Source organism: Bacteroides luhongzhouii (assembly GCF_009193295.2).
Classification (GTDB): Bacteria; Bacteroidota; Bacteroidia; order Bacteroidales; family Bacteroidaceae; genus Bacteroides; species Bacteroides luhongzhouii.
In genome coordinates this window covers 5,649,641-5,663,260 of record NZ_CP059973.1, presented here as the reverse complement: position 1 = coordinate 5,663,260, position 13,620 = coordinate 5,649,641, and the positions used below count along the sequence as shown (strand labels likewise).

9 protein-coding genes and 1 riboswitch are annotated in these 13,620 nt (G+C 39.4%); of the genes, 6 read left to right on the top strand and 3 right to left on the bottom strand.

From position 1 onward, the window contains the following. The first annotated feature begins 54 nt into the window (after positions 1-54). Positions 55-1,224 carry an MFS transporter gene (locus GD631_RS21660; protein WP_143257830.1) on the top strand — a complete coding sequence of 390 codons (1,170 nt, stop codon included), beginning with the start codon at positions 55-57 and terminating at the stop codon, positions 1,222-1,224. Positions 1,225-1,328: 104 nt separating this feature from the next. On the opposite strand, the gene GD631_RS21655 is transcribed toward GD631_RS21660, so the two are convergent. The 3 genes from GD631_RS21655 to GD631_RS21645 are packed head-to-tail and all read right to left on the bottom strand — an operon-like array spanning position 1,329 to position 4,227. Continuing rightward, positions 1,329-2,084, bottom strand: a complete 756-nt coding sequence (locus GD631_RS21655; protein ID WP_143257831.1) for an ABC transporter ATP-binding protein — start codon at positions 2,082-2,084, stop codon at positions 1,329-1,331. Beyond that, positions 2,081-3,097, bottom strand: coding sequence for a FecCD family ABC transporter permease (locus GD631_RS21650; RefSeq protein ID WP_185911539.1), 1,017 nt, complete (start codon positions 3,095-3,097; stop codon positions 2,081-2,083). Before GD631_RS21650 ends, GD631_RS21655 begins: the two co-directional genes overlap by 4 nt. Beyond that, a complete protein-coding gene (locus tag GD631_RS21645) occupies positions 3,094-4,227 on the bottom strand; it encodes an ABC transporter substrate-binding protein (RefSeq protein ID WP_185911538.1) in 1,134 nt (377 codons plus the stop codon). Before GD631_RS21645 ends, GD631_RS21650 begins: the two co-directional genes overlap by 4 nt. Positions 4,228-4,352: 125 nt before the next feature. Further along, positions 4,353-4,563, top strand: a riboswitch (cobalamin riboswitch). A 211-nt stretch (positions 4,564-4,774) separates the two neighbouring features. Here GD631_RS21645 and GD631_RS21640 point away from each other — a divergent pair. The 5 genes from GD631_RS21640 to GD631_RS21620 all read left to right on the top strand — a co-directional run bounded on the left by GD631_RS21640 (position 4,775) and on the right by GD631_RS21620 (position 13,615). Beyond that, entirely contained in the window at positions 4,775-6,781 is a 2,007-nt protein-coding gene (locus GD631_RS21640) for a TonB-dependent receptor (RefSeq protein WP_143257833.1), read from the top strand. Continuing rightward, the gene (locus tag GD631_RS21635) at positions 6,778-7,938 is read left to right on the top strand and encodes a DUF5074 domain-containing protein (RefSeq protein WP_143257834.1); all 1,161 of its coding nucleotides are present in this window, start codon (positions 6,778-6,780) and stop codon (positions 7,936-7,938) included. The genes GD631_RS21640 and GD631_RS21635 overlap by 4 nt, the downstream gene beginning before the upstream one ends. 20 nt (positions 7,939-7,958) lie before the next feature. Continuing rightward, on the top strand, positions 7,959-9,275 hold the full coding sequence (locus GD631_RS21630; RefSeq protein WP_143257835.1) for a PKD-like domain-containing protein: 1,317 nt from the start codon (positions 7,959-7,961) through the stop codon (positions 9,273-9,275). Between the two features lie 30 nt (positions 9,276-9,305). Beyond that, positions 9,306-10,607, top strand: coding sequence for a DUF5074 domain-containing protein (locus tag GD631_RS21625; RefSeq protein ID WP_143257836.1), 1,302 nt, complete (start codon positions 9,306-9,308; stop codon positions 10,605-10,607). A 251-nt stretch (positions 10,608-10,858) separates the two neighbouring features. Further along, complete coding sequence (locus GD631_RS21620; protein WP_143257837.1) at positions 10,859-13,615, top strand: outer membrane beta-barrel protein; 2,757 nt, start codon at positions 10,859-10,861, stop codon at positions 13,613-13,615. Positions 13,616-13,620 lie beyond the last annotated feature (5 nt).

Sequence of the window (13,620 nt, the reverse complement as noted above, 5' to 3'; positions counted from 1 at the left end):
GTCGCTTGACAATGGCACCGGGGATTCTACATTTTATAATATAGTGAGTTAAACATGAAAACACAAAACTCTATTTATGCCGCCCTTCCCGTTCTTTTCGGGTTCTTTGTAATGGGCTTCTGTGATATAGTCGGTATTTCGTCCGATTATGTTCAACGTACTTTCAACTGGTCTCCCGTGATGACGGGATTTGTTCCTTCGTTAGTCTTTATCTGGTTCCTGTTTTTGGGTATTCCTATTGGAAATCAGATGAACAAATGGGGACGTAAAAATACGGTCCTGCTCAGTATGGGAATAACGGTGGTGGGTATGTTATTACCATTGATTGTTTATAATAGTGCGACTTGTATGATAGCTTATGCTCTTTTGGGAATTGGCAATGCTATTTTACAGGTTTCACTGAATCCATTGTTGAGTAATGTAGTGACCAGTCAGCGTTTACTGACCAGTAGTTTGACGGCAGGACAAGTAATCAAAGCTGTATCTTCTCTCGTTGGGCCGGAGATTGTATTGTTGGCTGTAGCTCACTTTGGAGATGACAAATGGTATTATTGCTTCCCGATATTAGGCTTTATCACGTTGTTATCCGCTGTTTGGCTGATGGCTACTCCTGTTAAGCGGGAAGATTCCAATGCTGCAACCCGGCAACTTTCTATCAGTGATACTTTTTCTTTGTTGAAGGATAAAACGATTCTGTTGTTGTTTTTGGGTATCTTCTTTATTGTGGGGGTGGATGTTGCCACCAATTTCATCAGTTCTAAGCTGATGGCAGAACGTTTTGACTGGACGACAGAACAAGTGAAATTTGCTCCGCAAGTTTATTTTTTAAGTCGTACGGTAGGTGCTTTATTGGGTGCTTTCTTGTTGGCTCGTATCGCTGAAATAAAATATTTTCGTGTGAATATTGTTGCCTGTATTTTCTCTTTGCTTATTTTGGCCTTTGTGAAAAACGATATGGTAAATTTGATTTGTATTGGTGCTGTCGGTTTCTTTGCGTCATCTGTATTTTCTATCATTTATTCGATGGCTTTACAGGCAAGGCCGGAAAAAGCAAACCAAATTTCCGGTTTGATGATTACTGCTGTTGCTGGTGGTGGAGTCGTTACTCCAGTTATTGGGTTTGCGATTGGAACAGTAGGTGTTATTGGAGGTGTTTTTGTCACTTTAGCTTGTGTGTTTTATTTGACTTATTGTGCTTTTGGAGTGAAAACAGCCAAAGCATAATATTATTGAGAGGAGGACGCTATCTACGCCCGAATCCTGCTCAATGACGTGGAGTTTTTTTAGGCGGAGAAGTTGCCTTCTCCGTCTGAAGTAAACTTTTGTTTTTATTTGATGATTATCTTCATAGCTTGTGCATCAAATGTCACAGATTCGTTCCGGAACAGTCTTTCTATATGTCCGCTCGTTATCATCTCATTTGTGGGGAGACTATACAATTGTGGGTTGTCAATCAGCATGATCGTGTCGCAGAGAGACAGGGCAATATCTAGGTCGTGTGTGGAGAACAGGATACACTTTCCTTCCGTTTGCGCGAGCTTTTTCAGTAGTAGGCAGAGTTCGTAGCGATTAGGTAAATCCAGAAAAGCAGTAGGCTCATCAAGTAGAATGATAGGTGTGTCTTGTGCAAGTGCGCGTGCTATCATGATTCGTTGGCATTCTCCGTCGGACATCTTATCCATTGTCTTTTCTGCATAACCGGACATTCCTACCAGATGCATGGCAGTAACCACTTTTTTCTCATCTTCCGCTTGTAACTGTCCGATCCAGTTGGTATAAGGAGCACGTCCCAATGCGACTACATCTTTGCAACGCAGGTTGGCGATTCGTACTTTGTCAGTTGTTACAAAACTAATCTTTCGGGCTAATTTCTCCGGTTTCAGTGAAGCGATGTTTTTCCCATGCAGGATGATTTCTCCGGCTTTAGGTGTTTCCAGCCCCATGATGGCACGGAGAAGCGTGCTTTTTCCTGTACCATTCCGTCCGAGCAGTGCGACAAGCTGTCCACCCGTGATATGGGTGGAAACTTTCTCCAGCAATATACGTTGTTCGTATCCTAATGTCAGATCTTTTAGTTGAATCATTTGAATATACGCAAGTTTTTACCTATTACCCATAAAATAACCGGGACACCCAATAGCGCAGTGATACAATTCACCGGCAACAGAAATTTCTTGGCTATGATGTCACAAATCAGCATCCCGATCAACCCTGTCAGCATCGTACCCGGCATCAATATCCGGTGATCGGCGTTGTCAAACAGGATCCGTGTGATATGTGGGATAGCCAGCCCGATGAATCCTACCGGACCGCAAAAGGCTGTGACCGTTCCTGTCAGTAACGCTGTAGATATAAAAATAAGCGTTCTTGAACGCTTGACATTCATTCCCATGGTGCGTGCATAATTTTCACCAAGCAACAACAGATTCAGTGATTTGATACAGGCGATGGATAGCAGCAATCCTATGCATATTACTGGTGTTATAATCGTTAATTGCCCTGTCGTGATGTGACTAAGTGACCCCAAAGACCAGAGTGTGAACATTTTCAGTTGTTCTGCAGAACTTAGGTATTGTAATATCTGGATGATAGCTCCCGCTACGTAACCTATCATGACTCCCATAATCAGTACACCTAATATATTCTTTACTTTTCGACTGATGATGGCTACTCCCAACAGGATGACGGAAGTCCCTATCCACCCCGAACCTACAATACCGACTGATTGCAGAAAGGGAAAATCTGTCCAACCGAGAAGCGGGGCGCCTAGTATAAACAATGCCACTCCAAGACCCGCCCCGGAACTCACTCCCAACAAGTAAGGATCTGCCAAAGGATTCTGGAAGACCGTCTGCATTTGCAGACCGCTTACCGAAAGAGCTATACCTATTAATGCCGCTACTATGACGCGGATAAAGCGGATGGAGAGAACGATATTGCGGGTGGTTTCATCACATTCGCCGCCGGTGAGTACGGCTCCTATCTTTGATATAGGGATGAAAGTATCTCCTGTTGCTATATCTATTAATAGTAACAGGATGGCAACTATTCCTAATGCGGTGAATAATAGAGCGGTACGTCTGCAGAATGGTTTCATTTCAGGTGTCTGTAATAATAAGGTGAATCGTAAACGAGTTCCGGATGGAAAATATGAATCAGATCACGTAACACCACATCAGGACGAACAACTGCCGATTCCCAATAGTCATTGCCTCCTGTTGATGTCAGTCGCAAGTTATTGTTGTAGACTGTCTTTTCCCGGACGGCTTTAGCATCTGCAAATTTAGGATTCACAGCTTTTAATTCGTCTAATGTGGTGACCGAACCTACATTGATCCAATAATCTGCCTTTTGTATCAGTCCGTAGGCTGTTTCCAAGCCGATAGGAGTTGAACTGTTGGAATTATTTTCCTTATAGATATAATCTGCACCAGCGTCTGCAACCAACTGTGCCATGTAGCTTTGGGTGGAAGGCATTACCCAACTGTCGTTCCACGGAGTGTTGAACATGACGGTAGGGTGTTGGCTGATGGAGTCGGTAAGAGCTTTTAAAGCATGGTAGCGTTTCGGAATTTCCCGGAACACTTCAATCCCTTTCTTCCGGTTGTCAATCAATTCGGAAAGAACAACCATCCACTCGGCTTTTCCTAGTGGAGATTCTTCCAGATATTCTCCCATATATATATAAGGTATGGCTAATTCTTTCAGTTTATCTGTAACAGCTGTTTGAGCATCACCAATACCATATAATAGTACGACGTCCGGTTTTAATCCCAGCAACAACTCGTAATTCATTTCCGCTCCCATATCTTTGATTGAATCTTTGTGGGCGAGAATGCAGGGATTAGACACGTAATTGATGCCGGATACTCCGACAATACGTTTGAGTTCTCCCAGTGCATCAAGCATGGCGATATAGGAAGAAGACATACATACGATATTTCTGGCTCCGGCAGGAATGACGGGACCATTAAAGCCTGCAGGTGCTTGCTCTCCATTGCGCGAAATGAAATAGGACATTTTCACGTCTTGTGCTCCTTGCCACGGATTGGAGACTTGAATCAGTGTACTGGCTGCATTATCTGCCCCCAGTATTTTAAATCCGGAAGCATATTCGGGAGTATATATATCCTGGCTGAATGCTTCCAGAGATGTTTTATTACGGGATATACAGCTTGCCAAAAAGAAGAGGCATAGTAAAGCGATAGTTGAGATTGGAGATTTCACTTTTATACAGATTTTAATTAGAAAAAAGATTAGTGGATGCTTTCGAGTGGCAAAGATAGGACTAATTATTAGTTTGTTTTTATTTTCATTAGAATTTTCTTCTGATTTGTTTCTATTTGATGTATCTTTGCCGCAGAAATTTTGGTGTCATTCGTCCGATGCTACGGAAGAATGGTGAAAAGGGAATCAGGTGTAAATCCTGAACAGACCCGCTGCTGTAAGCTCCGCCAAAAGTTTTCCTACAATACTCAAATCCACTGTCTCACTTTGGAGAGATGGGAAGGGCGTTAGGAAAATGGAGTAAGTCAGAAGACCTGCCAAAGTTGAATTCTTGAAGCTTTCTGGGATTAGAGTTTGAAGAGTGCAGTTTTTAATTCAAAATACATCTTTAATTGCTGATGTGAAGTTTCAGAAAGGAGAAATATGCCTTTTTGAATGTTCCATTATACGGGGGAGAAGTACGTATATTGGTTTGAGTATGTAGAAAATTGCATCCTTGCTGTAACTCTATGAAAGTTTATTATTTAAATTAATAAACAGGAGGATTATGTTCAGGCAGATTCATTTTAGAGTATTTTGGATAGGATGCTTTTTGAGCATGTTTTTATTACTATCAGCACAAAGTAAACTGGATAGCTTACACCATCTTCATGAAGTAGTAATTACTGCTAAAATTAATAAGGAAGTGATTCCGGTGCAGTCTTTATCTGGTGATAAGTTAGAAAAATTAGCCGTACATTCGGTTGCAGATGCCATACGCTATTTTTCGGGAGTACAAGTAAAAGATTACGGTGGAATAGGAGGATTGAAGACCGTAAATATCCGAAGTATGGGGACGAATCATGTCGGAGTGTTCTATGATGGCATTGAATTGGGGAATGCACAGAATGGAGTGATTGATTTGGGACGCTTTTCTTTGGATAATATGGAGGCCGTTACTTTATATAATGGGCAGAAAAGTGCTATTTTCCAGCCAGCGAAAGATTTCGGTTCTGCCGGTTCTATTTATCTTCAGTCGAGAACGCCTGTTTTTCAGGCGAATAAGGCTTATCATGTAAAAGCTGCTTTTAAAACAGGCTCCTTTGGCGTTGTCAATCCATCTCTACTTTGGGAACAGAAACTAAGTGAGAATGTAAGTGCGTCACTTAGTACTGAATATATGTATACCACCGGAAAGTATAAATTTACTTATGCGGTAGCTGGGGGGTACGATACTACGGCAGTCCGCCGTAATGGCGATGTGAATGCTTTACGCACGGAAGGTGGTTTATATGGTAAAATAAAAGGCGGTTACTGGCGCACAAAAGCTTATTTTTATAATTCAGAACGTGGGTATCCTGGTGCTGTTGTGCGGAATCGTTTTTCACATGAAGATCGCCAATGGGATACCAATTTCTTTCTTCAGTCTTCTTTCAAGAAAGATTTTGGTGAAGCATATAGTCTGTTGTTGAATACCAAATATGCATATGATTATTTACACTATTTGGCAGATCCCAGAAAAGAGGAGGCTACTATGTATGTAAATAATACATATCGTCAACAGGAGGTTTACTTGTCAATGGCTAATAGAGTCACTATTCTTCCTTTTTGGGATATAAATCTTTCAGTGGACTACCAGTGGAATAAGTTGAATGCCAATCTGACTGATTTCCCTTATCCACGGCGAAATACGACGTTGGTGGCGGCGGCTACCTCTTTACATTTTGATCGTTTTAAGTTTCAGGCCAGTGTCTTGGGAACTTTCGTGCATGAGAACGTTGCTTCGGATACTACTTCAGCTGGGAATAAAATGGAATTTACTCCTACCGCCATCGCTTCCTATAAACCTTTCAAGAATATTGATTTTAATTTGCGTACCTTTTATAAGCGGATATTTCGTATGCCGACTTTAAATGATTTGTATTATACATTCATAGGAAATATAAAATTAAAACCAGAATATACAAATCAGTATAATATTGGATTCACTTATCAGAAGTTATTTACTGAAACATGGTTGCAAGCCTTGAATGTTCAGTTGGATGCATATTATAATGAAGTGGAAAATAAAATAATAGCTACTCCTACCAATAATTTCTTTCGTTGGACAATGATTAATTTGGGGCTTGTTGAAATTAAAGGAGTGGATGTTGTTTTACAAGGAGCCTGGAAATTAGGTGATAATTGGACCTTTGACAGCCGCTTATCATATACTTATCAGAAAGCACAGGATTTTACTGATAAGTTGGATGAGGATACATATGGAGGACAAATATCGTATATACCTTGGCATAGTGGCTCGGCTATACTAAATGCTGAATACAAATCATGGGAACTGAACTATAGTTTTATATATACAGGTGAGCGTTATGATGTTTCGGCTAATACTCCGGATAATTATCGTCTTCCTTGGTATACAAGTGACTTGTCTATAGCGAAGAAATTCAATTGGAAAAAGAATGATTTTAAGTTGACTTTGGAAGTCAATAATATTTTTAATCAACAATATGAAGTGGTGAGGTCTTATCCGATGCCAGGAACTAACTTTAAATTCATTTTAAACTTAACTATATGATTGTGAATAATATTCTTTCACGCGTCTTGTTTGGAATATTAGCAAGTGCTTGTTTGCTGGCTTGTCGGGGGGAACTTCCGGTTTTACCTTCTGATGAGATAGAAATCGGCAAGGATCCTTTAGGGGGTGTTCATATTAAAGGAATGTATCTTCTCAATGAAGGAAATATGGGTAGTAATAAGTGTACACTTGATTTTTATGACAGTACTACCGGTAAGTATCATCGTAATATTTATGCTGAACGGAATCCATCTGTAGTGAAGGAACTGGGAGATGTTGGAAATGACTTGCAGATTTATGGAGACAAGTTGTATGCTGTAATCAATTGTTCCAATTTTATAGAGGTGATGGATGTGGAAACTGCACAACATTTGGGGCAAATAGATGTGGTTAATTGCCGTTATATCACTTTTAGTAATGGAAAGGCGTATGTCAGTTCGTATGCGGGACCTGTTGGGATAGATCCCAATGCACGTCCGGGAAAAGTGGTTGAAGTGGATACGACAAATTTAGCTATCACCCGTGAAGTGGTAGTCGGTTATCAACCGGAAGAGATGGTGATAAAGGATGGAAAACTTTATGTTGCCAATTCTGGCGGATATCGTTTCCCTGATTATGACCGGACTGTATCGGTTATTGATTTGAAGACTTTTCAGGTTATTAAAACAATTGATGTAGCTATTAATCTTCACCATATGAAGTTGGATCGTTATGGACGTATATATGTTAGCTCGCGAGGGGATTATTATGGAACCGGATCAGATGTCTTTGTTATAGATACTCAAACGGATCGTGTGACGGGAAGCTTGGGTATTGCCGCGAGTGAAATGTGTTTGAGTGGGGACTCTATTTATATGACTAGTGTAGAATGGAGTTACGTTACAGAAAGTAATACAATTACTTATGCTCTCTATGACGTGAAACAAAATAAAATGGTCTCTCGCAATTTTATAACCGATGGAACAGAGGCGGAAATAGCAATTCCGTATGGGGTGACTGTGAACCCGGAGACGAAAGAAATATTTGTAACAGATGCAAAAAGTTATGTCGTGCCTGGTTATCTCTATTGTTTTAGTCCTGAAGGAAAGAAAAGATGGAAAGTCAGGGCAGGCGATATACCGGCTCATTTTGCTTTTACAACGAAAACATTTCAATAACTAACTGATATTTAATAAAAATGGACAAAAAGATTTTAAGACTAACATTAGTCATTGCAGTTTCTTTATTTTGGGGAACTGCATTTACAGGGTGTAGTGATGAAGAAAATACTCCGGCGGCTTATCAACTAAAGAAGGAGGATATTCGTGTATCACAACCGGAGGGTGGTTTTGCGGTTGTGATAGATCAACTACTAAAAGTGCAGGTTGAAAGTGAATCAGACGAAGGAATCTCTTATGTGTGGTTGTTGGATGGTACTGAAATTGCTCAGACGAAAGGCTTGGAGTATATGTTTGAAGAGGTGGGAGAATACGAATTGACATTACGTGTGTCACAGGGAGAGAGTCGTTTTGATTATCCCTTTACGGTTACAGTAACTTTTGAAAACATAGAACCAGCTCCTGAAGGAGCGACAGCTTATGTTACTAAAGTTTTTGATTTTGTTCCGGCTGTCGGACAATTTACTAATACATTGCCAGTATATAAAGAAGGTGATACACAGGAGGCTATGAATGAAAAAGTATTGGCAGCCATTGGCAATAATAAAAAAGGGATGATTTCGTTAGGGGGATTCGGAGGATATGTTGTAGTCGGTTTTGACCATACGATAACCAATGTTACCGGGAAACGTGATTTCCGGGTACTTGGCAATGCTTTTTATTCTGCGGCTAATCCAGACTCTGGCGCGCCAGAAGGAGGAAGTTGTGAACCGGGAGTTATCATGGTGGCTTATGATAAAAATCAGAATGGGAGACCGGATGATGATGAATGGTATGAAATTGCTGGTAGTGCTCATGAAGACGCTACATTAGAATTATGGTATGATAAGGCTGTCGCTGCCGGGAATGATGTGAAGACTTATCGAAATTATGAAATTACTTACTATCGGCCGGAAAAAGAACCGACAACTGCGGAAGAAAGAGAAATGTATATTCGCTGGGAAGATAACCAGGGAAAATCCGGATATAAAGTGAAGAATACATTTCATAATCAATGCTATTACCCGGAATGGATAAAGGAAGATAAAGTAACATTTAAGGGAACTTGTTTGCCTCAAAATGCTGTTGATGAGAGTGGACAAGGAAGTTATTTTGTTTTGTATAAATTCCGATATGGTTATGCTGATAATGAATTGAATAGTAAGGATGAATCTGCTATTGATATAGATTGGGCAGTAAATTCGAAAGGTCAAAAAGTACACCTGCCAGGAGTCGATTTCATAAAGATATATACTGGTGTCAATCAGGAAAACGGTTGGCTGGGTGAATGTTCCACTGAAATATCAGGGGTTGAGGATTTACATGTTTTAGGAGTTGATATTGATACTCGCAAATAAGCTAAGAAATAATTGAAAATAAAAGTAAGAATGAGAAAGTTTTTAGTATTGGCAACTGTTGCTTTGGGATTTGTTTTTACGGCGTGTGATGATGAAGAAAATTTGAACTCGTCTGTGTTAATCGGAAATAAGTCGGGAAATAATGTGATAGCGCAATTAGATACATTGTATCTGGATGCCCGGGCTGAAAATCTGTCCGGAACGATGGAGTATTTATGGACAGTAGATGGAAAAGAAGTCTCAACCGCTTCAACATATAAGTTTTCACAACCTAAGACTGGAGAGTATGTTATAGGGTTGACTGTGTCGGATGGCAATGGAGAAACTCTTCAAACGAATATAACTGCCAAGGTAGAAGGTCGGTTTGGAAAAGGAACTTTTATTTTGAATGAAGGAAGTATGAGTAATGAAACCGGAACTTTGACCTTTGTAGATTCAAAAGGAACAGCGATGGATAGTGCATACTATCGGGTAAATCAAACTTTACTCGGTAATGTCTGCCAGGATTTGTTCATTAGTGATAATAAAATTTATGTACTTTCTCAAAATGGAGCAAAGAATGGTGGTGAGGGATTACTGACTATTGCTAATGCGGATAATTTAGAGAAAGAAAGAATTTATGATAATGCTACTTTGTCTTGGCCTACTAATTTAGCGGTAATAAAAGAGACTCTTTATATTCGTGATAATAAAGGTGTCTATATGCTAAATACTTCTACAGATGCTTTGACTTTTGTCGAGGGTACTGGCGGAGCCTTGAAAAATCGTATGGCTGTGGTTGGAGAAAAAGTTTTTGTGATGGGTAGTAAGAAGCTTTTTGTTATTCAGAATGGAACAGTTATACATACTATTCCTTTTGAAAGTGCCTTGTCTGGTATCGCGAAGGCATATGATGAAAACTTATGGGTATCATGTACAAATCCGGCAAGTATTAATAAAGTTAATCCTCTTGATTATACGGTTGAGTCTCATGCTTTAGATGTTAGTATTGGCGCCGGTTGGGGTGTTGCTCCTGCTTTTTCTGCGAAAGATGATATTGTTTATTTCAGTAATGCAGGCTTTAATCTATATCGACATATTTTCTCTCAAAATAAGACGGAAAAAGTTGCTAATATCAAAGATTATGTAGAAGATGCCGGAACATATTACAATAGCTTAGGTGTTGATCCGGTAAGTGGAGAGGTTTATTTTGCGACTTTAAAGGGATTTTCAGAGTACAAAATAAATGATATTGCCATATTTGATTTTACTAAAACACCAGCTTTACAGGCTGATATTAAAAATAAGAATAGTTTTCCGGCAGGAGTTTTCTTTACGGAGAATTTTAAGTGATAGATTTAACTCTATAATCTATCATTTTTATTGATGAGGACTTTCTCATTCAATCAAAAAATGTCCTTTTAAAAAGAGTATGTTTTTTGATTGATGGGAAAGTCTTTTTTTAGATTATACTGTGACCTTGTGTGATTGGAATGTAATAAGTTTTAATAAAATGAATAAAGTGATATACTTTCAGGAAAACTCCTTAAATTTACCTCCACAATTCTGACTCAATTAAAAAACAGACTTATACTGCTATTGACATGAAAACTTGTAGACTATGTGGACTACTTTTGCTGTTACTTTGCATACATACTGTATTATATGCTCAACAAACAAGAACTGTCAAAGGCAGAGTGCAGACGTTGGAGCCTGAGAGTAATAAACGACAGCCTTTACCTTCGGCTAGTATTGTTGTTTTGCAAAAGAATGACTCTACTTTCATAAAAGGAATAACAAGTGATAAAAATGGTCGTTTTACTCTTGATTACCAGTCACAGAAGAAAAAACAATATTTGTTGAAAGTTTCTTTTATGGGAATGCAATCCGTATATCGTGTATTGGGGGATTCGGCATCAGTGAATGTCGGTACGGTTACATTGAAGGATGATGATATTCAGATTGGTGAAGTGGTAGTGACCGGGAAGTTGCAAGAAGTAATGATGGAGGGGGATACTACCGTTATTAATGCTGCTGCTTATAAAACTCCCGATGGAGCTTATTTGGAGGATTTGGTGAAGCGTGTTCCTGGATTGGTGTATAATAAGAAAGATCAATCGCTGACATATAATGGTCAACCTATCAGTGAAATCAATGTAAATGGCGAAGCCTTTTTCTCCGGAGATAAAAAGACTGCACTTGAAAATCTGCCGGCAGATTTGATTAGTAAGTTGAAAGTGTACGATAAAAAATCAAAAGAAGAAGAATTTACCGGAATTAGTTCAGGAGAAAAGAAATATGTACTTGACTTGCAGACCAAGGATGAATTGAATAAAACCTGGTTGACGAATGCCACTGTGGGGTATGGAAATAACCAGAAGAAGGATTTGGAAGGGCAGGTGAATTATTTTAATAAAGACGGAGAAAATCTTTCTTTCATTGGACGTTCCACCAACAGATATCAGAATAGCACTTATAAGGATAATATTAATAATTCGGTGGGAGTGAATATAACTCATAAATTCGGAAAGAAGTTTTCTTTGACCGGAAGCATGAACTATAATCTCAATCGGAACGGAAATATTTCTTCCATGTATCAGGAGCAATATTTAACTGCTGGTAACCAATATTCTGCATCTACTAATGAAGGTAACTCTAAAAGCAGGTCGTTCAATTCTAATATCATGGGTAGTTGGGAAGTGGATAAACGTACACGCATACATTTTAACGGTGGTTTCAGTTTTTCTCCTAACCGGAATGAAAGCAATAGCCAGAATGCTTCTTTTGACGCTCCTCCTAACGTCAATCATGAAAGTTTGTTCGATGATTTTGAATCGATTTCCCAAGATATCAAAGTAAATCGTAGTGAAAACCGGTCGCGTTCGGAAGGGCAATCGAACCGTTATAATTGGATGATGGGGATTATGAGGCGGCTGAATGAAAAAGGTACAACTTTAGGATTGAACATTCAAAGTTCGGATTCTTGGGGGGATAATGAAAGTTTTTCGCTTTCAAAAACTACTTATTTCCGTCTTAAAGATAAGCAAGGCAACGATTCATTGCTTTATCGTAACCAGTATTTGAAGTCACCCCAGAAAAATAATTCGTGGCGGGTAGGGATTAACTTCACCCAACCTATCGGTAAGAAAATGCATATTCGTGCAGCGTATAACTGGAACACTCATTATGAACGCGATAACCGCGACACTTATGAATTGTCTTCTTTGGCGAAGTCGGATGTCTTTGGTGAGTTGCCTCCTGATTATGAAACGGGTTATGTAGATAGTTTGAGTAATCGAAGTCATAGTCGTACTAATGGACATGATCTGAATGTAGGCTTCAATTACTCTGATGATACATGGATGGTGAATGCATCATTAGGGATTACTCCGCAAAGGCGAACCATTGAACGGAAAATGGGGAAACTGTATGCGGATACCACTGTGCATACTATCGACTTTCAGCCTATGATATGGTTGGCCTGGAAAAAGAAAGAGGCACGAATTACTTTTAATTATGACGGTAGAACCCGGCAACCTTCTTTATCGGACTTAATGCCACTTACAGATAATAGTAATCCATTATATATTACTCGAGGGAATCCGGATTTGAAGCAAATGTTTGCTCATAGTATGCGTATAAGCTTTCAACATTCTAAAAAAGGCATATCTGCGAATCTTGGAGGACAGTTGGAACAGAATAGCGTTACACAGGTAATGATATATGATGCACAGACTGGCGGACGTGAGACATATCCTATTAATATAAACGGTAACTGGAATGTGTATGGAAGTGCTAACTGGTGGAAACGTTTAGGACACTTCTCTTTACGGTTGGATATGAACGGTAATCATAGTAATCGTGTCAGCATGATTAACGAAGATAGAAGTCTTGAGCCGGTGAAAAGTACAACGCGTGACACTGGATTGAATTGTGAGGCGAATGTTTCTTATCAGCCTATGTGGGGAGGTCTTGACTTCTCTACTTCCTGGAATTATCAGTATTCGCTCAACTCTGTAAATGACAACAATACGTATACACGTTATTATAATTTTCGTCTGGAAGGATATGTTGATCTTCCTTTGGGCATACAGTTACGGACGGATGGGGCTTATACATTCCGTAATGGTACGAATATCCGCAAAGGAGAAGATGATGAGATGTTATGGAATGCAAGTGCTACCTGGAGATTCTTGAAAAAGAAAGAAGCAGAGCTGTCTGCTCATTGGGTAGACATTTTAGGAAAGAGGAAAAGTTATAACCGCATGGCAACTTCCGATGGCTTTTATGAGTATCGTACGCAGGAAATAAAAGGGTATTTCATCGTTACTTTCAAATATAACTTTCGTTTGATGATGTGATTTTT